Annotated in this window: 18 protein-coding genes; 9 read left to right on the top strand and 9 right to left on the bottom strand. The window is 71.5% G+C overall.

From position 1 onward, the window contains the following. The 3 genes from AC5P1C_RS32840 to AC5P1C_RS32850 all read left to right on the top strand — a co-directional run. Positions 1 to 417: vitamin K epoxide reductase family protein (locus AC5P1C_RS32840; protein WP_493869603.1), on the top strand; the 417-nt coding region annotated here is incomplete at its 5' end. A gap of 27 nt (positions 418 to 444) precedes the next feature. Then, the gene (locus AC5P1C_RS32845) at positions 445 to 861 is read left to right on the top strand and encodes a tyrosinase family oxidase copper chaperone (protein ID WP_493869604.1); all 417 of its coding nucleotides are present in this window, start codon (positions 445 to 447) and stop codon (positions 859 to 861) included. 49 nt (positions 862 to 910) lie between these two features. Next, positions 911 to 1,783, top strand: a complete 873-nt coding sequence (locus tag AC5P1C_RS32850) for a tyrosinase family protein (protein WP_493869605.1) — start codon at positions 911 to 913, stop codon at positions 1,781 to 1,783. A gap of 48 nt (positions 1,784 to 1,831) precedes the next feature. Here the strand turns inward: AC5P1C_RS32850 and AC5P1C_RS32855 are convergent, their stop codons facing one another. Beyond that, the gene (locus tag AC5P1C_RS32855) at positions 1,832 to 2,128 is read right to left on the bottom strand and encodes a chaplin (protein WP_493869606.1); all 297 of its coding nucleotides are present in this window, start codon (positions 2,126 to 2,128) and stop codon (positions 1,832 to 1,834) included. 159 nt (positions 2,129 to 2,287) lie between these two features. Here AC5P1C_RS32855 and AC5P1C_RS32860 point away from each other — a divergent pair, with 159 nt between their 5' ends. Both AC5P1C_RS32860 and fusA read left to right on the top strand, forming a co-directional pair. Next, positions 2,288 to 2,554, top strand: a complete 267-nt coding sequence (locus tag AC5P1C_RS32860) for a hypothetical protein (RefSeq protein WP_493869607.1) — start codon at positions 2,288 to 2,290, stop codon at positions 2,552 to 2,554. 290 nt (positions 2,555 to 2,844) lie between these two features. Then, positions 2,845 to 4,932 carry an elongation factor G gene (gene fusA / locus AC5P1C_RS32865; protein ID WP_493869608.1) on the top strand — a complete coding sequence of 696 codons (2,088 nt, stop codon included), beginning with the start codon at positions 2,845 to 2,847 and terminating at the stop codon, positions 4,930 to 4,932. Positions 4,933 to 5,008: 76 nt separating this feature from the next. Here fusA and AC5P1C_RS32870 read toward each other — a convergent pair whose 3' ends face one another. From AC5P1C_RS32870 to AC5P1C_RS32895, 6 genes are all read right to left on the bottom strand, one after another. After that, positions 5,009 to 5,224 carry a ferredoxin gene (locus AC5P1C_RS32870; RefSeq protein ID WP_493869609.1) on the bottom strand — a complete coding sequence of 72 codons (216 nt, stop codon included), beginning with the start codon at positions 5,222 to 5,224 and terminating at the stop codon, positions 5,009 to 5,011. A 4-nt stretch (positions 5,225 to 5,228) separates the two neighbouring features. Beyond that, complete coding sequence (locus AC5P1C_RS32875; protein ID WP_493869610.1) at positions 5,229 to 6,467, bottom strand: cytochrome P450; 1,239 nt, start codon at positions 6,465 to 6,467, stop codon at positions 5,229 to 5,231. Between the two features lie 120 nt (positions 6,468 to 6,587). Next, positions 6,588 to 7,328 carry a thioesterase II family protein gene (locus tag AC5P1C_RS32880; protein WP_493869611.1) on the bottom strand — a complete coding sequence of 247 codons (741 nt, stop codon included), beginning with the start codon at positions 7,326 to 7,328 and terminating at the stop codon, positions 6,588 to 6,590. Then, on the bottom strand, positions 7,325 to 8,815 hold the full coding sequence (locus tag AC5P1C_RS32885) for a tryptophan 7-halogenase (RefSeq protein WP_493869612.1): 1,491 nt from the start codon (positions 8,813 to 8,815) through the stop codon (positions 7,325 to 7,327). Before AC5P1C_RS32885 ends, AC5P1C_RS32880 begins: the two co-directional genes overlap by 4 nt. A 20-nt stretch (positions 8,816 to 8,835) precedes the next feature. Next, positions 8,836 to 16,386, bottom strand: coding sequence for an amino acid adenylation domain-containing protein (locus tag AC5P1C_RS32890; protein ID WP_493869613.1), 7,551 nt, complete (start codon positions 16,384 to 16,386; stop codon positions 8,836 to 8,838). A 46-nt stretch (positions 16,387 to 16,432) separates the two neighbouring features. After that, positions 16,433 to 16,636 (bottom strand): MbtH family protein, encoded by a 204-nt coding sequence (locus AC5P1C_RS32895; RefSeq protein ID WP_493869614.1) that lies wholly within the window; start codon positions 16,634 to 16,636, stop codon positions 16,433 to 16,435. A gap of 199 nt (positions 16,637 to 16,835) precedes the next feature. Between AC5P1C_RS32895 and AC5P1C_RS32900 the strand changes: the two genes are divergently transcribed. The 3 genes from AC5P1C_RS32900 to AC5P1C_RS32910 are packed head-to-tail and all read left to right on the top strand — an operon-like array spanning position 16,836 to position 20,867. Next, entirely contained in the window at positions 16,836 to 18,077 is a 1,242-nt protein-coding gene (locus AC5P1C_RS32900) for a beta-ketoacyl-[acyl-carrier-protein] synthase family protein (protein ID WP_493869615.1), read from the top strand. Further along, complete coding sequence (locus tag AC5P1C_RS32905) at positions 18,074 to 19,162, top strand: beta-ketoacyl synthase N-terminal-like domain-containing protein (RefSeq protein WP_493869616.1); 1,089 nt, start codon at positions 18,074 to 18,076, stop codon at positions 19,160 to 19,162. The genes AC5P1C_RS32900 and AC5P1C_RS32905 overlap by 4 nt, the downstream gene beginning before the upstream one ends. 22 nt (positions 19,163 to 19,184) lie before the next feature. After that, the gene (locus tag AC5P1C_RS32910; RefSeq protein ID WP_493869617.1) at positions 19,185 to 20,867 is read left to right on the top strand and encodes a phytoene desaturase family protein; all 1,683 of its coding nucleotides are present in this window, start codon (positions 19,185 to 19,187) and stop codon (positions 20,865 to 20,867) included. Positions 20,868 to 20,909: 42 nt separating this feature from the next. Here the strand turns inward: AC5P1C_RS32910 and AC5P1C_RS32915 are convergent, their stop codons facing one another. Both AC5P1C_RS32915 and AC5P1C_RS32920 read right to left on the bottom strand, forming a co-directional pair. Then, positions 20,910 to 21,572 (bottom strand): O-methyltransferase, encoded by a 663-nt coding sequence (locus tag AC5P1C_RS32915; protein WP_493869618.1) that lies wholly within the window; start codon positions 21,570 to 21,572, stop codon positions 20,910 to 20,912. Positions 21,573 to 21,620: 48 nt separating this feature from the next. Further along, positions 21,621 to 22,571 carry a phenylalanine 4-monooxygenase gene (locus AC5P1C_RS32920; protein WP_493869681.1) on the bottom strand — a complete coding sequence of 317 codons (951 nt, stop codon included), beginning with the start codon at positions 22,569 to 22,571 and terminating at the stop codon, positions 21,621 to 21,623. Between the two features lie 28 nt (positions 22,572 to 22,599). Between AC5P1C_RS32920 and AC5P1C_RS32925 the strand changes: the two genes are divergently transcribed. Continuing rightward, on the top strand, positions 22,600 to 22,851 hold the full coding sequence (locus AC5P1C_RS32925; protein WP_493869619.1) for an acyl carrier protein: 252 nt from the start codon (positions 22,600 to 22,602) through the stop codon (positions 22,849 to 22,851). The last annotated feature ends 14 nt before the right edge of the window (positions 22,852 to 22,865 follow it).

Here is a 22,865-nt window from a genome sequence, read left to right on the forward strand (position 1 = left end):
ATCATGAAGAGCGACCAGGCGTCGGTCTTCGGCTTCCCGAACCCGATGCTGGGCATCGCCGCGTACGCCGTCGTGATGTGCGTCGGCATGAGCCTGCTCGGCCGGGCACGCTTCCCCCGCTGGTACTGGCTGACGCTGAACGCGGGCATGCTCTTCGGCGTCGGCTTCTGCACCTGGCTGATGTACCAGTCGCTGTACGAGATCAACTCGCTGTGCCTGTGGTGCTGCCTGGCCTGGGCCGCCACGATCACCATGTTCTGGTACGTGACCTCGTACAACATCCGGGGCGGCCTGCTGCCCGCGCCCGCCGGACTGCGCACGTTCTTCGGCGAGTTCACCTGGGTCTTCCCGGTGCTGCACATCGGCATCATCGGCATGCTCATCCTCACGCGCTGGTGGGACTTCTGGACCAGCTGACGCGTCACGCGCAAGGAGACATCACCAGTGGTCAAGGCAGCGACGGCCGCAGGGAAGCGCGTGAAAGGGTTCACGCGCCGGGCCACGATGCGGAACCTCATCGGATTCGCCCTCGCCGCCGTGACGGCGCCGGCAGCTCTTCTCTGGTCGACCCGGCACACGAGCGAGGTCCCGCCCTCCGACGGTGTCGGTGAAGGCGCGTTCGACGAGATGTACGAAGGCCGCCACATCCGGGGAGTACGGAGCGCGGCGGGGCAGCAACACGCGGGCGTCTCCTGGGACATCACGGTCGACGGCCGCCCGCTCCACCTCATGCGGCGCGCCGACGGCGGCTATCTGAGCATGATCGACCATTACCAGTCGTATCCCACACCCCTCGTCGCCACCCGCAGGGCAGTGGACGAGCTCGGCCGCGGCCAGCAACTGCGCGGCGGCGACGCCTGATCGCCGCCGCGCGCAAGGGCCCATACACCGGGCCAGAGGAGTGAACGACGTGGTCTACACGCGCAAGAACCAGGCCCGGCTCACCAGCGCCGAGAAGCGGCGCTTCGTCAACGCGCTGCTTGAGCTCAAACGCAAGGGCGAGTACGACGAGTTCGTCCGGACGCACGTCGAGCACTACGTGTCCGACGGGGCCAGCGGACTGAGGGTGGCCCACATGACGCCCTCGTTCCTGCCCTGGCACCGCAGGTTCCTCCTGGAGTTCGAGCGGGCCCTGCAGCGGATCGACTCCACCGTGTCCGTCCCGTACTGGGACTGGACGGTGGACAGGTCGCCCGGTGCCTCGCTCTGGGGCAGTGGGCTCATGGGCGGCAACGGGCGGCGCTCCGACCGGCAGGTCATGACCGGTCCGTTCGCCCGTACGAACGGGGTCTGGGTCATCAAGGAGGGGGAGACCGGCGGGGACTTCCTCATGCGCGACTTCGGACGGCCGCAGAACCCGATCAAGCTGCCCACGCCGGACGACCTGGCGTGGGCCATGCGCGACCCGGTGTACGACACACCGCCCTGGGACTCCACGTCCCCCGACGGCTTCCGCAACAAGCTCGAGGGGTGGACGTCCGGCGTCGGCAACGACAAGTGGCGCAACCACAACCGCGTCCACCGCTGGGTGGGCGGACACATGCTCGGCGGCGCGTCGGTCAACGACCCCGTCTTCTGGCTGAACCACGCCTTCGTGGACCTGCTGTGGGACCGCTGGCAGGCGCGGCACCCCGACTCCGCGCCCTACCTGCCCAAGAAGCCGCCGGGCCCCGGCAACGGCCCGCCGCACGGGAGTATCGCCTCGCTCCACGAACCGATGCCGCCCTGGGACGTGAAGCCTGACGAGCTGATCGGCCATCGCGGCATCTACCGGTACGCATGACAAAGCCCCCGGCGGTCCAGGACCGCCGGGGGCTTTCGCACGGGGGGATCAGCCGCCGTAGCCGCCGGGGCCGCCGTGGTGGCCGCCGGGCTTGCCGTGGCCGCCGTCGGCGTTCACGCAGGTGTTGCCGAACGCCGGGTTCAGCAGACCGATGACGTCCACGGTGTTGCCGCACACGTTGACCGGCACGTGGACGGGGACCTGGACGAGGTTGCCCGACAGGACACCGGGCGAACCCACGGCCGCGCCCTGGGCGCCCGCGTCAGCCATGGCCAGACCGGCGCCGCTGAGCACCACGGCGCCCGTGCCGAGGGCAACGGTGGCTGCCTTCGCGATGCGAGACATCACGTTCTCCTTTGAATTGACGAGCACGGCCGCATGCACGCGGCCGTACTGTCCCTTCAACGTCGACATCGGCACCAGGTAACGGCACTGATCGGTACATCATTGGTGAAATCGGCCGGGACCCCGTGTCCACTGCTCTCCAGAGCCGTTGCGCATCACATGATCTCAACACGCCGCATGGCCGCCGTCCTCGCTCTCGCTGCCGGTGCCTCCGCCCTGGCCGCGCCCGCCGCGAACGCCGACATCTCCCCCACCGGCACGCTCGACTCGCTCGCCGCGAGCTCGATCCCCGCCGAGCACCGCGCCGAGGTGCCGTCCGTCACCAACCAGCTGGATGGGCTCAACGGCCTGTACGAACTGCAGCAGCTGCACCAGCTGACGGACCTGGCCGCACCGGTCACGGGTGTGCTGCCCGCCGTGCAGTAGTCACACGTGATCGTGCCCGGCCCCCAATAAATCCTGTGACTGTGGAGCGGTCCGCTCCCTAGACTGACGCCGGTCAGCCAGTGAGCAGTCAGCAGAGAGAGGGGGCCGGGCCATGCGTTACCGCACTTCCGTCCGCGTCCCCCGGTCCGTGTTCGACGTGATCCTGGTGTCTTCGCGTGTGCGGTGCCGGCTGCGCGGCCGTCACTGAATCCGGACCGTGGCATACATCTGACCCGCCCGTCCGTGAATCGCGCTGCCCCGCCCCGCATCACACCGAAAGGCCACGGGCCGTGCGCACCAACATCCGACACCAGTCCGTCCGTTCATCCGCCGACGTACGGAATCTGGGCATCCTCGCCCACGTCGACGCCGGCAAGACCACCGTCACCGAACGCATCCTCTTCCTGACCGGCGCCACCCACAAGCGAGGTGAGGTCCATGACGGCACGACCGTCACCGACTTCGACGCACAGGAACGCGACCGCGGGATCACCATCTTCGCCGCGGCGGTCAGCTGCGCGTGGGACGGTCACCGGATCAACCTGATCGACACCCCTGGCCACGTCGACTTCGCCGACGAGGTGGAGCGCTCGCTACGGGTGCTCGACGGGGCGGTCGCCGTTTTCGACGCCGTCGCGGGCGTCGAGCCGCAGAGCGAGTCGGTGTGGCGGCAGGCCGACCGGTACGGCGTGCCGCGGATCGCGTTCGTCAACAAGCTGGACCGGGCGGGCGCCGACCTCGACACGGCGGTCGCGTCGATACGGGAGCGCCTGCACACGGTTCCCCTGGTGGTGCAGCTGCCGATCGGGCAGGAGGAACAGTTCACCGGGGTCGTGGACCTGCTGCGCATGCGTGCGCTGGTCTGGCACGCGGGCCGTGACACGTACGAAGTGGTCCCCATACCGGAGGCTCTGCGCGAGCAGGCGCACCTGCGCAGGCGCGCGCTCGACGAGACCGTGGCGGAGCTGCACACGGCCGCGATGGAGGAGTACTGCACGACGTCGGCGCTCTCCACCACGGTCCTGTCCGCCGCGCTGCGCGAGCTGACCCTCAGCGGTGAGGGCGTGGTGGTGCTGTGCGGGTCCGCCTACCGCAACCGCGGGATCGAACCGCTCCTCGAAGCGGTCGTGGCCTATCTGCCGTCGCCGGTGGACGTTCCGGCGGTGCGCGGGACGCACGGCGACACCGTGCAGGAGCGGGCCGCCGACGCCGCGGAGCCGTTCGCGGGCCTGGCCTTCAAGGTGAACGCGACGGCGACGGGGCGGCTGACGTATCTGCGCGTGTACTCCGGAACGATCACGAAGGGAGAGACAGTGCTGGACGCGGGCACGGGCCGCACCGAACGGATCGGCCGGATCCTGCGCGTGCAGGCCGACCACCACGCGGAACTGGACCGGGCGACCGCCGGGGACATCGTGGCCGTGGTCGGACCGAAGACCGCCCGCGCGGGCACCACGCTGTGCTCGCCCGCGGCGCCGCTGCTCCTCGAACCGCCCTCTGTGGCCGCGTCGGTGGTCTCCGTGGCGGTCGAGGCGCGCAGGAGCGTCGACACCGGCCGGCTCGCGGCGGCGCTGGCACGGCTTGTCGAGGAGGATCCTTCGCTGGCCGTACGGGTCGACCGTGAGACCGGTCAGACGGTGCTTTCCGGCATGGGCGAGCTGCATCTGGAGGTGGCGGTGGAGAAGGTCCGCCGCGCGCACGGCATCGAGGTCGGTGTCGGGCGGCCGCAGGTGGCGTACCGCGAGACCGTCGTACGCGGTGTGTCGGGTCTGGTGTACCGGCACGTCAAACAGGACGGTGGCGCGGGCCAGTTCGCGCATGTGGTGGTCGACGTCGAGCGGCTCGATGCGCGCGCGGGCACGGCGCACGCCTTCGTCTTCGGCTCCTCCGTATCCGGGGGCCGGGTGCCGCAGGAGTACATCCGCGCGGTGGAGGCCGGTTGCCGGGACGCGCTCGCCGAGGGCCCGCTCGGCGGCCATCCGGTGACGGGGCTTCGGGTCACGCTGACCGATGGAGCGACGCATCCCAAGGACTCCTCGGAGATGGCGTTCCGGGCGGCCGGCAGGTTCGCGCTGCGCGCGGCGCTGCGGGCGGCCGAGCTCGAACTCCTGGAGCCGGTGGTCGAGTTGACGGCCACAGTGCCGGACGACGCGGTCGGCGGCGTGCTCGGCGACCTGGCGGCGCGGCGCGGCCGGGTCTCCGACTCGACCACGCGCTCCGGTACGGCCGCGGTCACGGCGACGGTGCCGCTGGCCGAACTGTTCGGCTACGCGTCGCGGTTGCGCAGCCGTACACAGGGGCGTGGCACGTTCACGACGCGGCCGATGGGTTATGCCTCGGTGCCTGCGGCGGTGTCCGCCGGGGTGCTTGCTCCCTAGGCGGGCGGCTGGTTCCGCTCCGTCGGGTGTTGCCCGGCGGAGCGGAACCGGGTTCACACCGGTGGTGGGTCGGCTCTCACTGTGGGTGTGGTGTGGCGTTGATGGCCGCTGCGGGGCACAGGTCGGCGGACTCGTGCGCCGCGGCGTGCCGGGCGGGGGGCGGCTCCGTGTCGAGGAGGATCACGCGGCCGTCCTCGTCGCCCTGGTCGAACACCTCGGGGGCGGTCAGTGCGCACATGCCGGCGCCGACGCATCGGTCACGGTCGACGGTGACGGTCAGGGTGACGGCCACGGGGCTACGCGTCCCATGTGACGGGCAGGCTCTGCACGCCGTAGACGTTCGTGCTGACGCGCAGCGGTACCTCCTCCTGCGGTACGGCGATGCGCAGGGACGGGAAGCGGGTGAGCAGGGCCGGGAAGGCGACGCTCATCTCGACGCGGGCCAGCTGCTGGGCCAGGCACTGGTGCGGGCCGTGGCCGAAGGCCAGATGTCCGGCGGCCTTGCGGTGCAGGTCGAGGCGGTCGGGGTCCGGGTACTTCGCCGGGTCGCGGTTGGCGGCCGGGAAGGAGACGACGACCGTCTCACCGGCCTTGATCAGCCGGCCGTCGATCTCTACGTCCTCCAGGGCGGCCCGCAGCCCCAGTTCGGCGATGGTGAGGTAGCGCAGCAGCTCCTCGACGGCCTGCCCGGCGAGACTCGGATCCTCGCGCAGGGCGGCCGACTGGTCGGGGTTGCTCAGGAGCGCGAAGGTGCCGAGCCCGAGCATGTTGGCGGTGGTGTCGATGCCGGCCGCCAGCAGCAGGAAGCCGACGCCGAGCAGTTCCTCGTCGGTGAGGTCGCTGTCGGTGAGGTCGCTGAGGATGTCGTCGGTAGGTTCGGCGCGCTTGTCGGCCACCAGCTGTGCGAGGTAGCCCTGAATCGCCGTGAACGCGGCCAGCTTGTCGTCCATGTCGCCGCTGAAGATCGCCGCGGCCTGCTCCTGGAAGGAGTCCCGGTCCTGGTAGGGCACCCCGAGCAGCTCGCAGATCATGATCGCGGGGATGGGCTGGGCGAACGCCGTCACCAGGTCCGCCGTGGGCCCGGCCTTCTCCATGGCGTCCAGGTGCTCGGCGGTGACCTGCTCGACCCGCTCGGCGAGCAACTGCATGCGCCGGACGGTGAACTTGCCCGCAAGGAGCTTCCGGTAGCGGCCGTGCTGCGGCTCGTCCATGTTGATGAACTCGCCGGGCGCCGCGGGAGGGATCTCCATGCCGCCCAGGTCCATGGCCGGGTTGTGCATGAGTTCCTTGCGGGAGCTCAGCCGTGGGTCGGCCATGATCGTGCGGCACACGGAGTACCCGGTGGCCAGCCAGCCGAGGTGTCCGTCGGGGAAGCGAAGGCGGCGCAGCGGCTGCTCCTCGCGGGAGAGGGTCAGCTCGGCGGGCGGGTCGAAGGGGCAGCCCGTGCGGCCGTCGGGCGGCCGGGTCACCAGCTCCAGGGGCTCTAAGTCCTGCTCCGCGTCGTGGGGGGAGTGCGTGGGGTGTTCGTTGTGCATGGTGTCCTCTGGTGTCGAGTGCCGGAGCACTGCGGGGGGGACCGAGTTCACGGTGGGGGTGCGGTGGAGCGGGGTGTGCCGCTAGGGCGGACGGTCGGCGGGCAAGGACGGCCTCCCTCTCTAGTGCACCGCTCGGGCGAAGTCCGCGGCGAGGAGGTCCGCGATCCGCCCGGTGTGCTCGGTCAGGTAGAAGTGGCCGCCCTCGTGCTCCTGGAAGCTGCACTCGCCCGTGGTGTGCCGCTCCCAGTCGCGCACCAGGTGCGGCGGGGTGCGGGGGTCCTGGCTGCCGGTGAGGACCCGCACCGGGCAGGACGGCTCGGGGCCCGGACGCCACCGGTAGGTCCGGACGGCGTGGTAGTCGGCCCTGAGGGCCGGAAGGATCAGCTCCAACATCGCCGGATCGGCGAGGAGTTCGGCGTCCGTGCCGTTCAGCCTGCGCAGGTCGGCGAGCAGGCCGGCGTCGTCCTTGATGTCCTTGGTGGCCTCGACGCCCAGGGAGGGCGCCGGGCACCCGGATACGTACAGCCGCGCGGGCGCGAGGCGGCGGGCCACCTCGTATGCCACCAGGCCGCCCATGCTGTGCCCGAACAGGGCCAGCGGACCGTCCTTCCTTGCGGGCCCGAGCGCCGCGACGACGTGCTCCGCGAGCTCGTGGAGGTCGTCGATCGCGGGCTCGAGCCAGCGGTCCTGGCGGCCGGGGTACTGGACGGCCAGGACCTCGGCGACGCCGCTGAGCCTGGCGGACAGGGGCAGGAAGTAGCCCGCCGAGCCGCCCGCGTGCGGAAGGCAGACCAACTGGACGGGGCGGCTCGCCGGGTCGGGCGCGGTGTGGAAGCCGCGCAGCCAGGACTTGGGACTCACTGCTCGGCCGACGCCGCCCAGCGCAGGCCGTCGGCCGATGGCACGAGACCGCCGGGGAACAGCGCGTCAGCCGGGTCGAGGTCGCCGCCGAGCGCGGCCTGGACCTGTATCTGGGTGCCCTGCTCCATGACGCTGCCCATGATCTCCGACTGGTACATCGGCGTTGAATCGTCCGCACCGGAACGGTCGACCTGGGACACCGAACGTTCGAGTTCACCGGCGGTGTGCTTGAAGCGGGCCCGTACCGACTCGGCGTCCACGAAGGCGCCGTCGAGGGAGGCCACGCCGCCCACCAGCTCGACGAAGGCCTCCAGCTCCGAGTCCGCGAAGCTGGTGACCTTCTTCGCCTGCCAGAAGTACGACTCGTGGTCGCTGTTCATGTCGTAGAACGACACCAGGAACTCGTAGAACAGGCTGTACTCGTGGCGGTAGCGCGCCTCGAACTCGGCGAAGCTCTCCTCCTCGCCGAGGTCGCCCGCCAGCACGCTGTTGATGGACCGCGCGGCGAGGAGGGAGCTGTACGTGGCGAGGTGCACCCCCGAGGAGAAGACCGGGTCGATGAAGCACGCGGCGTCCCCGACGAGCACCATGCCCGGACGCCAGTACCGGCTGTTGCTGTACGAGTAGTCCTTGCGGACCCGCACCTCGCCGTAGACGCCCTCCGTGACCCGCGTGGCGTCGGACAGCAGGTCGTCGATCCGGGGGCACTTCGCGATGAGCCGCGAGAGCGCCTCGGCGGGGTCGCCCTGAACCGAGTCGACGTACTCGCGGTTCACCACCGCGCCCACGCTGGTCAGGGTGTCGCTCAGCGGGATGTACCAGAACCAGCCCTCGTCGAAGGCGGCGCAGAAGATGTTGCCCTGCCTCGGCTCGGGCATCCGCTTGCCGCCCTCGAAGTAGCCGAAGATCGCGATGTTGCGGAAGAAGTCCGAGTAGTTGCGCTCGCCGCCCGCGCGGCGGTGGAAGCGGCTCTTGTTCCCGGACGCGTCCACGACGTAGCGGGCGTTGACCGTGTGCCGGGCGCCCGCGGCGTCGGTGTAGACGACCCCGCGGACCCGCTCGTCGTCCTCGATGACCTCGGCGACGGCGCACTCCTCGCGCACCTCGACGCCGAGCCTGCGGGAGTTCTTGAGCAGGATGTCGTCGAACTTCATGCGCTCGACCTGATACGCGTGCGAGGTCGGGCCCGCCATCCGCGGCGAGATGGCGAAGGCGAACGACCACGGCTCGGGGCTGCTGCCCCACCGGAAGGTGCCGCCGAGCTTGCGCGTGAATCCGGCCCGCTCGACCTCGTCGGCCACGCCCAGCATCCCGCAGATGCCGTGCACCGTCGCCGGGAGCAGTGACTCACCGATCTGGTACCGCGGGAAGGACTCCTTCTCCAGGAGGAGCACCCGGTGCCCCTGCTTGGCGACGAAGGACGACACCGTGGACCCGCTCGGACCGCCGCCGACCACGACGACATCGAACTCTTCTGCAGATGACAAGGACGATCTCCTTAACTTCCTCAACTTGTGGGACGCGGACGCGGTCGCAGCACCGGCCGCTCGCGCTTGCGCGCCACGGCCAGGCGGTCCGAGAGCTTCTCGACCGTGGTCGCGTTGAACAGGTCCGGGATGGCGAGCTCGACGCCCAGCGTCGACCGGATACGGGACACGAGGCGGGTCGCGAGCAGCGAGTGGCCGCCGAGCTCGAAGAAGTCGTCGTCGATGCCGACCTTCGGCACGCCGAGCAGCTCCGCGAACAGCCGGCACAGCACTTCTTCGCGTTCGGTCCGCGGCCCCCGGCCGGTCCCGGCGCCTGCCCGGCCCGGTACGGGCAGCGCGCGGCGGTCCACCTTGCCGTTCGGCGTCAGCGGCAGCTCATCCAGGACGACCAGGGCCGAGGGAATCATGTGGCCCGGCAGGGAGTCCTGGAGGTGCGCCTTCACCGCGGCGGTCAGGGACGCGGCTTCCGCGGACCGGGAGGGGTCGTTGGTCAGCGGCCGGGGCCCGGGGTGCGCCGCCCTGTACCCGGTCGTGGGCACTCCCGCCGCCGCCCGCTCCACGAACAGGACGTCAAGCGATCCGTCCTCGGCCGGTGGCAACGCCAGGGCGCGGTATCCGGCCCGGCCCGCCGCATCGGCGAAGTCCCCGGGGTCGGGCAGGTCGGTGTCCGGTTCCGTCAGCCTCTGCCGGGCGGCATCGGCCGTGCCGCCGTCGGCCAGGACGCGTACCGCCGCGAGCTCGTGCTCGACCCGGGAGTCGGGGACGCCGCGGAGTCGGACGGGCGCGGGGTGCGCCGCGGCCAGTCGGTCCGCCAGCGTGTCCAGGCCGGTGATGTCGGTGCCCCAGGTGAACTCGCGGGCGGCGTCGGTGTCGACGCGCTCGTGCGGGTTCTTGTGGAGGACCACGTCGTAGCGGTGCGCGGTCAGCTCGTTGCGGAAGTCGGAGCGCTTGAGACGCAGGTCGGCCGCCGCGTCGAGACCGGTGAAGAAGCCCGGGTCGATCAGGAGTTCCTTCTCCAGGGCAACGGACTGACCGACCGCCGCACGCACCGCCTTGCCGTCCGCCGCGCCGGCCGGGCGGCCCAGCTCGACGGCCGTGCGCAAGGCCGTCAGGAGGTGCAGGTTGCGTACGTCGCCGACGAACACCCGGCCGCCGGGGGCGAGGAGGCCGAGCAGACCCTGCAGCGCCTTCTCCAGATAGGCGGCGTTCGGGAAGTACTGCACGACGGAGTTCAGGACCACCGTGTCGAAGACGCCCTGCGGCAGCCCTTCGAGGTCGTGGGCGGGCTTGACCCGTACCTCGACCCGGTCCGCGAGCCGCGGGTCGCGGTCCACCTGGGCGCGGACGCCCTCGACGATCCGGGGCGAGATGTCGGTGCCCCAGTAGCTCTCGCACTCCGGCGCGATCTTCGAGAGGAGCAGCCCGGTGCCCATGCCGATCTCCAGCACGCGCTTCGGCCGCAGCCCGAGGATCCGGTCGACGGTCGCGTCGCGCCAGGCGCGCATCTGCTCGACGGGGATCGGCTTGCCGTCGTAACTGCTGTTCCAGCCGGAGAAGTCCTCGCCGAACGCGGCCGCTTCCTCTCCCGCGTAGAGCGAGTCGTAGGTCTGCTGCCACTCCCCCACCTGCCGCTCGTCCCGGTCCTTCGCCACGGCGGGGTCGTCCCCGCCCGCGACGAGGTAGCCGACGAGCCGCTTGCCGCCGGGCTGGTCGTCCCGGGGCACCACGACGGCCTGCGCCACGGCGGGGTGGGCGGTCAACGCCGCCTCCACCTCGCCGAGTTCGATCCGGAAGCCGCGGACCTTCACCTGGTCGTCGGAGCGTCCGGCGAATTCGAGCTGGCCGTCGCCGCGCCACCTGACCACGTCCCCGGTCCGGTACATCCGCTCCCCGGGAGCCCCGAACGGGCAGGCCACGAACCGGCCCGCGGTCAGCCCCGGGCGGTGCAGATAGCCGCGCGCCAGGGCTTCGCCCGCGATGTGGAGCTCACCGGCCACGCCCGGCGGGACGGGCCGCAGGCGGTCGTCGAGCACGTAAAGGCGGGTGTTGTCCAGCGGCCGTCCGATGGGCGGCAGGGTGCCGTCGGGGGCCAGGACGTCGCTGATGGTGGCGCAGACGGTGGCCTCGGTCGGGCCGTAGGCGTTGACCATCCGGCGGCCCGGGGCCCAGCGGCCGACGATGTCGGCCGAGCAGGCGTCGCCCGCGACGATCAGCATCATCGGCGTGGGCAGGCCGTCGTCCGGCAGGGCCGCGAGGACCGGCGGCGGAAGGGTCACGTGGGTGACGCCCTGATCGTGCATCAGCGCGCTGAGCGCCGGTCCCGGCAGGGTCTTCGAGCTGGGCGCGACGATCAGGGTCGCACCGGCCAGGAGCGCCATGCACATGTCGGAGAACGCGCCGTCGAAGCTGGGCGACGCGAACTGCAGCACCACGCTGTCGGGCTCGACCTCCAGGCGCTCGATCTCGCTGCCCATCCGGCTCGCGATGCCCGCGTGGGAGACCACGACGCCCTTCGGTACGCCGGTGGATCCTGAGGTGTAGATGACGTACGCGGCGTGGCCCGGCCGCAGCGGCGCGGTGCGGTCGCCGTCCGTCAGGTCCCCGTCGGACCGTCCGGAGACGGCCGAGCGGGTCGCGTCGTCCAGGACGATCCGTTCGAGACCGGCGGGCAGCGCGAGCGCGCTGTCCGCTGCGGTCAGGACGCAGCGCGGCGCGGCGTCGTCGAGCATGAACGCGACGCGCTCCGCGGGGTATTCGGGGTCCACCGGCAGATAGGCGGCGCCCGCCTTCAGGACCGCGAGCATGGCCGTGGTCAGCTCGATCGACCGGGGCAGCGCGAGCGCGACGTAGTCGTCGGGGCCCACTCCGCGCGCGGCGAGGAGCCGGGCGAGGCGGTTGGCACCTGCGTTCAGCTCGCGATACGTGAGCGAGGTGCCCTCGCAGCGGATCGCGACGGCGTCGGGGGTGGCGGCCGTCTGCGCCTCGAAGAGCTCGGGGAAGACGGTCGGGGTGATGTCCCGGTCGGTGTCGTTCCACTCGTGCAGGACCTGGTGCAGCTCGGCGGAGTCGAGTACGTCGACATCGCCGAGGCGCGTACCGGGGTCGGCCGTCATCACCTCGAAGACCCGGACGAGCCGGTCAAGCATCCGCTCGACGGTGGCCTGGTCGAACAGCTCGACCGCGAACTCGACCACGCCGTTCAGGCCGTTCGGCGCGCCCTGGCCGTCGAACTGCTCGAACACGCTGAACGCGAGGTCGAACTTCGCCGTCTCGGTGTAGAGCTGCTTGGCCTCCACATCGAGGCCCGGCAGCCGGAACTCGACGTCTGCCAGGTTCTGGAAGGCCAGCATCACCTGGAACAGGGGGTGGCGCGACGTCGACCGGCTCGGGTTGAGGATCTCCACCAGGCGCTCGAACGGAAGGTCCTGGTTGGCGTAGGCGCCGAGGTCCGTCTCCCGTACCCGCGCGATGAGTTCGCGCAGCGACGGGTCGCCGCCGAGATCGGTGCGCAGGACCAGGGTGTTGACGAAGAATCCGACGAGCCCGTCCAGGCTCTCGTCCGTCCGGCCGGCGATGGCCGTGCCGATGGGGATGTCCGTGCCGCCGCCAAGCCGGCTGAGCAGCGCGGACAGGCCCGCCTGGACGACCATGAACAGGCTCGCGTCGCTCTGCCGTGCCAGTTCGGTGAGCCGGGTGTGGAGGTCGGCGCCGATGGTGAACCGGGCGGTCGAGCCCTTGTAGCTGGCGACCGCGGGCCGCTGCCGGTCCACCGGCAACGGGAGCTCCTCCGGCAGGCTGTCCAGCGACTTCGACCAGTACCGGATCTGCTCGTTGATCAGGCTGTCCGGGTCGTCCTCGGTGCCCAGGAGCTGCTGCTGCCAGAGCGTGTAGTCCGCGTACTGGACGGGCAGTTCGGGCGCGCCGTCGTCGAGCCCGGCGCACCGGGCATCGTAGGCGGCGGCCAGGTCGTCGGAGAGCGGGGCCATCGACCAGCCGTCGCCCGCTATGTGGTGGATCACCAGGGCGAGTACGTGCTCGGTCGGGGAGAGCGCGAAGAGCTGCGCCCGCAGCGGCGGGTCGGCGGCCAGGTCGAACTCCCGGCCGCAGAACCGGGCGACCTCGGCGTCCAGACCCTGCTCGGTGACGTCGGCACACGGCAGCGCGGGCCGGACGTCGAGCACCCGCTGGAACGGCACCCCGTCGACCTCGCCGAACACCGTCCGCAGCGCTTCGTGCCGGTCGGTCAGGTCGCCGAGCGCGGCGGCAAGAGCCACGCGGTCGAGCTCGCCGGTCAGCCGCAGCACGGCAGGCATGTTGTACGTGGCGCTCCGGCCCTCCATCTGGCCGAGGAACCAGAGGCGACGCTGTGCGAAGGACAGCGGCAGCCGCTCGGGGCGCGGCGCGCGGGTCACCGCGGGCCGCAGCGAGCCGCCGACCTCGTCGAGGCGCCGGGCGAGCTCGGCCACCGTCGGTGCGCCGAAGATGTCGCGGACGGTGAGCTCCACGCCGAAGGCGGGCCTGATCCTGGCCACCAGCTTGGTCGCCAGGAGCGAGTGTCCGCCGAGGTCGAAGAAGTGGTCGTCGATGTGCACCTTGGCCGCGCCGGTGACGTCCGCGAACAGGCCGCACAGGATCTCCTCGCGCGGGCTGCGCGGGGCGCGGCTCGTCCCGGAGCCGGTGAACCTGGCGGCGGGCAGCGCCCTGCGGTCCAGCTTTCCGTTGGAGGTCAGCGGGAGCCGGTCCAGGACGACGACCGCCGCGGGCACCATGTGCCGGGGCAGGACCTCGCCGGCCGACCTCCGCACAGCCGCCGGGTCGACGGTCCGCCCCTCGTGCGGCACGACGTAGGCGACCAGGCGCCGCTCGCCGGGTACGTCCTCGCGGGCGATGACGGCTACCTCGCGTACGTCGGCCTCGCGGGCGATGACGGACTCGATCTCGCCCGGTTCGATGCGGAAGCCCCGGATCTTGACCTGGTCGTCGGCACGGCCGAGGAAGTCGAGCTGCCCGTCCGTGCGCCAGCGCGCGAGGTCGCCCGTCCGGTACATCCGCTCGCCCGGCGTGACCGCGGCCTCGGCCGGGCAGGCGACGAACCGCTGAGCGGTCAGCGCCCTGCGTCCCTGATAGCCGCGGGCCAGTGCGGGACCCGCCAGGTAGAGCTCGCCGGCGACGCCCGCGGGGACCGGGCGCAGCGCGCCGTCCAGGACGAGTACCCGCATGTCGTCGATCGGGCGGCCGATCGGCGGCGTCCCGGTGCCGGACAGGGGGTCCGACATCGTCGCGCAGACCGTGCCCTCGGTCGGTCCGTACGCATTGAGCATGCGGCGGCCCGGTGACCAGTCGGCGACGACCTCGGCCGGGCACGCCTCGCCCGCCACGTTGAGGGTCAGGTCCGCGGGCAGCTCGTCGGGCCGCATCGCGGCGAGGACGGCGGGCGGCAGGGTCACGTGGGTCAGCGCGTGCTTGGCGGCGAGCTCGGTCAGGGTGATGCCCGGGACGAGCTGCTCGGGGTGCGCGAGCACCAGTGCCGCACCGGACAGGAGCGCCATCGACGCCTCGGAGAACGCCGCGTCGAAGCTCGGGGACGCGAACTGCAGGACCCGGCTGTGCTCGTCCACCGCGAGCCGCTCGATCTGCCCGAAGGCCAACGAGGCCACACCGGCATGGGTGACGACGACGCCCTTCGGCAGACCGGTGGAGCCCGAGGTGTAGATGACGTACGCGGGGTGGCCCGGCAGCAGGGGGGCGAGCCGGTCGGCGTCGGTCAGGTCGGTGTCCGGCAGAGGGGTGTTCGTGTCGGCCGGGTGGGTGGCGAGCACGATCCGGGGCAGGTCCGCGGGCAGGCCCGCCGGGGTCTCCTCGCCGGTGATGACGCAGGCGGGCGCGGCGTCCGTGCACATGAACGCGAGGCGCTCGGCCGGGTGTTCCGGGTCGAGCGGCAGGTACGCGCCGCCCGCCTTGGACACCGCGAGCATCGCGGTGATCAGCTCGATCGAGCGCGGCAGCGCCAGGGCCACCACGCTCTCGGGGCCGATGCCGGAGGCGACGAGCGAGCGGGCGAGCCGGTTGGCGCGGGCGTTCAGGCGGTCGTAGTTCAGGTCGGTGTCGTCGAGGACGACCGCTGCCGCGTCGGGGGTCCTGGCGGCCTGCGCCTCGAAGAGCGCGGGCCAGGTCGCCGCCGGGTGCTCGCGGGCTGTGTCGTTCCATTCGTGCAGCACGAGGCGGCGTTCGGCGTCGTCGAGCAGGTCGATCCGGCCGACCTCCACGGACGGGTCGTCCGCCATCGCCTGCAGCACGCGCAGCAGGCCGCGTTGGTGGGTCAGCAGGTCGTCCTCGCGGTACAGTGCGCCGCTCGCGTCGAAGTCGAGGCGCAGCCCCTGGCCGTCGCCGCGGTCGTAGACCGTGATCGACAGGTCTTCGACGAGGCCGCCCGCGAGGTTGTGGGACGTCATCGGGTGACCGCCGAAGCCGCGGTCGTAGCTGAACGGCAGGACGTTGACGACCGGGCCGACCAGCGACTCGTCCTCAAGAGACAGCCGCTGGTCGCGGCGCATGTCCTCGTAGCGGTAGCGCTGGTGGCGCAGTGCCTCGCGGGCGCGGGACAGCACGTGCCGGGTGAGGTCGGCGCAGCTCTGCCCGCCGGTGACGGTCAGCCGCAGCGGCAGCAGGTTGGACACCATCCCGGCGGTTGTGGCGACGGGTCCCGTCCGTGCGGCCACGGGCAGGCCGAGCACGAGTTCCTGCGCTCCGGTCAGCCGGTGCAGATAGGCGGCCACTGCGGTGAGTACGACGGTGGGCAGGGCCCGGCCGGTGGACTCGGCGAGGCGCCGCTGGCTGTCCGGGCCGAGCTGTGCCGAGCAGCTCGCATGGCCGTCGGCGGCGCCGGGCGACCCGCCGGCCAGCGTCACCGGCTCCGGCCTGTCGGCCAGTTGGGTACGCCAGTACTCCTGGTCGGCGGCGAAGGCGTCGGACGCGCGGTAGTCGTTCTCCTCGTCGAGCAGGCCGCGCAGCGGGAGGGGCGCGGCCTGCTCGGCCCGCCCCTCGGTCCGCGCGTCGGCACGCCCCTCCGCCTGCTCGTCGGCGACGAGCGCCGAGTACACGTCGGCGACGCGGCGGACCACCATCGCTCCGCTGTAGCCGTCCAGAGCGGCGTGGTGGAACTGGAAGTACCACTGCCAGCGGTCCGTCGCCAGCTTGAACAGGAGCACGGTGTGCAGCGGGCCGCGGGTCAGCTCGACCGGCCGGTCCAGGTCGGCGCGCATCCGCTCGAGCGCGGCGCCCGCCGGGTCCGGCAGCGCGGAGACGTCCACCACGTCCAGGGCGGCGGCACCGTCCGCGACGACGAACTGCCTTGGTCCGTCCGCCTCTTCGGCGAACCGGACGCGCAACGCCTCGGTCTCCTCGACCACTTGGCGCCAGGCCACGGCGAACGCCTCGGGGTCGACGGGGCCGCGGATGTCGAAGTACTCCGCGATCCGGTAGCGGCGGCCGCTGGGATCGAGTTGATGTCTGTACCAGATGCCACGCTGCGCGGCGGAAAGCGGCAGCAGGTCGACGCCGACGTTGCTCATTCTCATTCCCGGGGTAGTAGCCGGTGGGCCAGAGCCCGGCGGACGTTCAGGAGGCTTCGCGCAGGCTCTTGGGCCGCATATCCGTCCAGTGCTCCTCGATGTACGCGAGGCAGGCCTCGCGGCTGCCGTCGGTCAACTGCGCGGTCCAGCCCTCCGGAATATCGGCGAATGCCGGCCAGAGCGAATACTGCGCTTCGCCGTTGACCAGGACGGAAAAGGACGCGTCGTTGTCGTCGAACGGATTCGTCATTGGGCTACCCCTATCGCATCGGCGAGCTCAATCGCAGGCTCGCCCGCGCCGCGGTGTCCCAGCAAGGGGACGGACGGTACGGGACGGAACGAGACACCGTCACTTGTGTTCCCGGCGCGGGGGCGGCTTGTAGCCTGCCGGACGGAGCTGAATTGCATTTCCCTTCTGAATCTCTGATCTGAATTGGGGCCTCCTTTTCATGACCGGACGACCGACGACGAAGCCCGGCCGGCGGGTTGTGATCACCGGGGTCGGCGTGGTTTCCAGCATCGGCACCTCGGTCGCCGAATTCCTCGCCGGGCTGCGCGCGGGCCGCAGCGAGGTGCGGCCCATATCCGCGTTCGACACCACCGGCTTCGAGCACGCCAACGGGTGCGAGATCACCGGGTTCGAACCGGAGCGCTGGATCCAGCGGCTCGACCCCCAAGAGCTCGGCCGGGCCGCCCGGTTCGCCGTGGCCGCCGCGCGGATGGCCGCCGACCACGCCGGTCTCACGCCTCGGACGCTGGCCGCGGGCCGCGTCCTGGTGGCCGTCGGCACGACCGACGGCGAGACGCGTGACCTCGACCGCCTGGTGGCGCAGGACCTCGCGGAGCCGGGCGCGATGGACCCCCGGGTCGTCCGCCGGGCCTCCGCGTCCCGCCTCTCGGCCTCCATCGCCCGGGAGTTCGGGCTCGCCGACGCCGAGGCGGTGACCATTCCGACGGCGTGCGCCGCGGGCAACTACGCGATCGGCGCCGGGCTCGACGCCATCCGGGCGGGCGACGCGGAACTGGCCTTCTGCGGCGGCGCGGACGCGATCTGCCTCAAGACCTTCGCCGGGTTCTACCGGCTCGGCACCATCGCCCCCGACCGCTGCCGGCCCTTCGACCTCGAACGCAAGGGCATCCTCACCGGCGAGGGCTCGGGGATGCTGGTCCTGGAGAGTCTCGATTCGGCGCTCGCCAGGGGCGCGGAGATCCACGCCGAGGTCCTCGGGTACGGCCTCAACTGCGACGCGTACCACCAGGTGGCGCCGCTCGAGGAGAGCGTCGCCGACTGCATGCGTCTCGCGGTCGCCGACGCGGGCATCAAGCCGGACGAGGTGGATCTCGTCTCGGCGCACGGCACCGGCACGAAGGCCAACGACAGCACAGAGGCGAGGGCGATCCACGCCGTCTTCGGCGACCGTCCGCCGCGCACGGTGTCGATGAAGTCGATGCTCGGGCACACCATGGGCGCGGCAAGCGCGCTGGCCGCGATCGGCTGCACGCTGGCCCTGGAGCACGGGTTCATCCCGCCGACCGTCAACCACACCACGACCGACCCGGACTGCGACCTCGACTGCGTGCCCAACGAGTCGGTGGCGGCGGACCTGCGGATCGTGCAGAACAACGGGCTCGCCTTCGGCGGCAACAACGCGGTGGTCATCCTCGGCCGCTACGACGGAGGAGCAGCGTGACAGGCATACGACCCGTCATCACGGCATGGTCGGCGATCTCGCCGTTCGGGTTCGGCGCGGACGCGTTCCGTGCCGGTCTTCGGGCCGGGGTCCCGGCGATTCGGGCCGGGGCCCCGGCAACGACCGCCGCGGCCCGGCTCGTCCCGGACTTCGACGCCCGTGCCGTACTCGGCAAGAAGGGCACCCGCTCGATGGACCGCGTCACCGCGCTTTCGGTGGCGGCGGTCGGTGAACTGGCGGGCGCTCCGGGCGAGTCCGGCACACCGGCCGATGGCCCGGCCCCCGGCCTGGTGCTCGGCACCAGCGGCAGCGTGCAGTCCACGATGGACTTCACGCGCAGCTCGCTCGACGGCGACCGGCCCTTCTACGTCGACCCGGCCCGCTTCCCCAACACGGTGATGAACTGCGCGGCGGGGCAGTGCGCGATCTGGCACGGGCTCAAGGGCCCGAACGCGACGATCGCCGGTGGCCGCGCGGCCGGTCTGCTTGCCCTGAACTACGCGCGCCGGCTCCAGGTCGGCGGTCGGGCGGGCACGCTGTTCTGCGGCGGCGCCGAGGAGTACTCGGAGGCGCGGGCGCAGCTGCACCGCCTGGGCGCGGGCGGCGCCGACGGCCCGGACTCCCCGGTACTCGGCGAGGGAGCGGCCGTACTGCGCCTGGATCCCGCCGGCTCCGAGGCCGCCGAACGGGACGGCCTCGCCGAGGTCGTCGCGCTCGAATTCGGCGTGTACGAGGACGCCGACGAGATCCGGGCGACGCTGCTCGGCTGTCTGCGCCGGGCCCTCGACCGGGCGGAAGCACGGCCCGCGGACATCGCGCTGGTCGCCCCCGGAGAGACCGGAGAGACCGGCGGCCCGGAACAGGCCGCGCTCGCCGACCTGTTCGGCGGCCAGCCGCCCGCACAGGTCGACTGCGCCGGGCTGATCGGTGACCCGGCCGCCGCGGCTGCCGCCTTCCAGGTGCTCGCCGTGCTCGTCCGCGCCGAGGACGACCCCGCGCTCGCCGGCCGCCTCGCCCTGGTGACCGCGGTCGATCACGACGGCACCCTGGGCTGCGCGCTGCTGCGGCCGTACCCCGCACGCTGACCACGAACACGGCGAGGACTCCTTGACCACACACAGCACCGCAGAGCAGTGGGACGCCATCGTCGTGGGGGGTGGTCTCGGCGGCCTGACCTGCGCGGCCTACCTCGCCGCCGCGGGACGCCGGGTGCTCGTGCTCGAACAGCACGACTGGGCGGGCGGCAACAGCCACGTCTTCCGCCGCCGCCGGGCCTACGAGTTCGACGTCGGCGTGCACTACCTCGGCGACTGCGGACCCGACGGCGTCATCCCGGCCATCCTGGGCGGCCTCGGCGCGGGCGACCGGATACGGTTCCGCGAACTGGACCCCGACTGCTTCGATCAGATCCGGATCCCCGGGCTCACCCTTGACGTGCCCGCCGACTGGGACGCGTACCTGACCCGGCTCGAAGAGGCGCTGCCCGGTGACGTGGAGGGCCTGCGTACGTTCACCCGGATCTGCCGGGCCGTCGGGGGTGAGCAGCGCTGGGCGCTGCTCACCGAAGCGGAGTTGCCTCAGATCGCCGCGGGCACCAAGAACATCCAGGCCTGGGGGCGCAGGCCGCTGACCGACCTGTTCGACCACTGCGCTCTGTCCACCCGGGCCCGTACGGTGCTCGCCGCCCAGTCCCCGAACTACGGCATGGGCCCGGACGTCGCGACGGTCGGCACGCACGCCATGGTGACCGACCACTATCTGCGGGGCGCCTATGTCCCGGTCGGCGGCGGGCAGTTGCTCTCCGCGACGCTCATCGAGGTCCTGGAGGCGCACGGCGGCGAACTGCGCACCCGCAGCCGGGTCACCTCGATCGACGTCACGGACCGGACGGCCACCGGGGTACGCCTGGCGGACGGGACCTCGCTGTCCGCGCCGCTGGTGATCTCCGGCGCCGACTACCGGCGCACGGTGCTCGACCTGGTCGGCGCCGAGCACTTCGGTCCGCGGATCGTCCGCGCGACCCGCGATGCGACGGTGGGGCTGCCCTTCGCGACCGTCTACGTCGCCCTGGACCGGGAGTTGGCGCGGCAGGCAGAGGCCAACGTCTGGTGGTACGACCACGAGGACATCGGCGACCTCTACCGCGGGCTGCAGGCGGGCGATCAGCCGGACGACGTGCGGTTCCTCTTCATCTCGTTCGCCTCGCTCAAGGAGCCGGGCGCGCGGCACCTCTGCCCGCCCGGACACGCGAACTTCCAGCTGATGACGATGTGTCCGCCCGGCTACCGGCACTGGGGCGTCGAGCAAGGGCCCGCCGACGGCGGCACGTACCGCCGTGAGCCCGCCTATCTGGCGGAGAAGCAGCGCTTCACCGAGGCCGTACTGCGGGCGGGCGAGCGGGTCCTTGGGCCGTTCCGGGACAGCATCACGCACCTGGAGCTCGCCACCCCGCTGACCCAGGAGCGGTACACGCTCTCCACCGGCGGATCGCCGTTCGGCCTCGCCACCTGGGGGGCCACGGGCGCCCGGCCGAACACCTCGACCGGCGTCAAGGGCCTGCACGTCGTCGGCCAGAGCACCCGCTACGGCAGTGGGATCACCGGGGTGATGGTCAGCGGGATCTCCTGCGCGGCCCAGATCCTCGGGCGGCCGCTGCTGACCGAGGCGCACGCGGGCGCGGTGTTCGGCGACCCGGACCTGCTGCCCGCGCGCGCCGCGGGGTGGGACCCCCTCGCGGTGTCCCGGGGGGCCGCGAGGCGTGACGCGCGCGGACTGGCCAAGGTGGACTGACGCCTACTGTCGCTTTGTCGGCACCTGTCGATTCGGCGCAGGTCAGCGCTTCACGGCGAGGGTCAGGCCATCGGCGAACGGCAGCATGCACAGGTCTACGCGCTCGTCGTCGCGCAGCTTGGTGTTGAAGGCGCGCAGCGCCCGGGTCTCGTCGTCCTGCACCGACTCGTCGATCACGTGGCCGGACCACAGCACGTTGTCCGCGGCCAGCAGCCCGCCGGGACGCAGCAGCGTCAGGCCGTGCTCGTAGTAGGTCTCGTAGCCTTCCTTGTCCGCGTCCAGGAACACGAAGTCGTAGCCGCCGGCCGCGCCCTCCTCCTGGACGAGGGCGGCCAGGCTCTCGCGGGCGTCGCCGACCCGGAGGTCCACCTTGTCCGCGACCCCTGCCCGCTCGCAGTGCCCGAGCGCGGTCTTCGCCCACTCCTCGCTGATGTCGCAGGCCGTGACGCGGCCGTCGGCGGGCAGGGCCAGTGCCGTACGGAGCAGGCTGTAGCCGGTGAAGACCCCGACCTCCAGGGTCCGCTTGGCGCCGATGGCGCGCAGCAGCACGGAGAGGAACTGGCCCTGCTCGGGCGATATCTGCATGTTGCGCTCGTCGAGCCGCGACGTCTCCTCGCGCAGTTCACTCAGCGGCGCGGGTTCGGACAGGGAGACGTCCGCGATGTAGTCCTGGAGCTGCTCGGTGATGTTGACCTGGATTCTCATGGCTTCGCTCTCAGTGTCGTGTCGGCCGGCCAAAGACCGGGGATGGGGTCACAGCCGGGTCAGGAACCGCTGCACCTCGTCGACCAGGTGGTCGACCGATTCGGCGGCGAAAAGCACCGGCATGCAGTCCGTGTCGTCGAAGTCCTGCGCGACGATGGCGGCGGTGTCGAACGGCCGCAGATCCACCTGCTCCAGGGATTCCATCTCCGCGACGGAGGAAAGGAGAGCGGCGCCGCACACGCGGGGCCTGCCGTCCTCGTACACGACGCCGGTCTCCATGGCGAACCAGAAGACCTGGATCAGGTCCCGCAGGGCGCGCGGTTCGGACACCCGCAGGGCGGCCTGGCCGAAGCGCCGGTAGAGGTCCGCGAACACGGGGTCGCCCAGCATCACGGCGTGGCCGACCAGCTCGTGGATGACGTCGGGTTCCGGGGAGTGGTAGAGCGATTCGGGGCGCCGCAGGTACTGCGTCGCGTAGAACCCGCTGTCCGCGAAGGTGCCGAGGAACAGCTTGGCCGGGACGGTGCCTTCGGCGGGCTGCAGCCGGAAGCCGGTGAGGCCGGTCAGGACCGGTGAGACGTCCGCCAGTTGCGGGACCCGCTGCCGGTCGAGGACGACCGCTTCGGCGGCCCGCCGGTAGTTCTCGCACGCCATTTCCCTGTGCAGGGAACTCAGCTTGGCGGTAACCGTCTCCCAGAGGGTGTCCTCCTCCTCGGTGTATTCGATGGTCGGCAATGGTTCACCGGGGCGCCAATCCCTGGCCATTTGCTGACGATTGGCCTTCTGCCTCTCGTATTCATCAGTCATCGCGTTTACTTTCGCCCATCCCCTCGAAGTGGCGGCACAACTCTCCCCAATAAGCCACTTCACGCTAACCCACCGTCCTGCGGCGGGACATGGGGGAAAACTGTCTCGTTCCGTCCCGTGCCGTCCATGACCTTGCGGGACACCGCCCGCACGCGTGAGATCTGAACCACTGAACCGATGCTCAACTCGCATACCGGAGAACGAGGTCACGACCGTGGCAATGATCACTGACGAGAATTTCGCCAAGATAAAAGAAATCGTCTGCGAAATCCTTGAGCTCGAGGAGGAAGAGGTCACGGCCGAGGGCCTGTTCAACGAGGAGTACGGCGCCGACTCGCTGCGCGCCATCGAGATCCTGGGCGCCCTTGAGCGCGAGTTCGGTGTGGTCATCGACCAGGCCGAGCTCGTCCGGATGACGAATCTGCAGGGCGTCTACGCCGTCGTGGCCGAGACCGCGGGCTGGGCCAAGTAGCAATCCCCGCGCAG

It is taken from the genome of Streptomyces sp. A18, assembly GCF_059026065.1.

Bases quoted from the DNA above. Each gene is read 5' to 3' on its own strand.
- AC5P1C_RS32890 (WP_493869613.1), bottom strand. From the start codon at position 16,386: ATGAGCAACGTCGGCGTCGACCTGCTGCCGCTTTCCGCCGCGCAGCGT.
- AC5P1C_RS32895 (WP_493869614.1), bottom strand. From the start codon at position 16,636: ATGACGAATCCGTTCGACGACAACGACGCGTCCTTTTCCGTCCTGGTC.
- AC5P1C_RS32900 (WP_493869615.1), top strand. From the start codon at position 16,836: ATGACCGGACGACCGACGACGAAGCCCGGCCGGCGGGTTGTGATCACC.
- AC5P1C_RS32860 (WP_493869607.1), top strand. From the start codon at position 2,288: ATGATCTCAACACGCCGCATGGCCGCCGTCCTCGCTCTCGCTGCCGGT.
- AC5P1C_RS32920 (WP_493869681.1), bottom strand. From the start codon at position 22,571: ATGCGAGTTGAGCATCGGTTCAGTGGTTCAGATCTCACGCGTGCGGGC.
- AC5P1C_RS32855 (WP_493869606.1), bottom strand. From the start codon at position 2,128: ATGTCTCGCATCGCGAAGGCAGCCACCGTTGCCCTCGGCACGGGCGCC.
- AC5P1C_RS32925 (WP_493869619.1), top strand. From the start codon at position 22,600: ATGATCACTGACGAGAATTTCGCCAAGATAAAAGAAATCGTCTGCGAA.
- AC5P1C_RS32875 (WP_493869610.1), bottom strand. From the start codon at position 6,467: ATGCACAACGAACACCCCACGCACTCCCCCCACGACGCGGAGCAGGAC.
- AC5P1C_RS32915 (WP_493869618.1), bottom strand. From the start codon at position 21,572: ATGAGAATCCAGGTCAACATCACCGAGCAGCTCCAGGACTACATCGCG.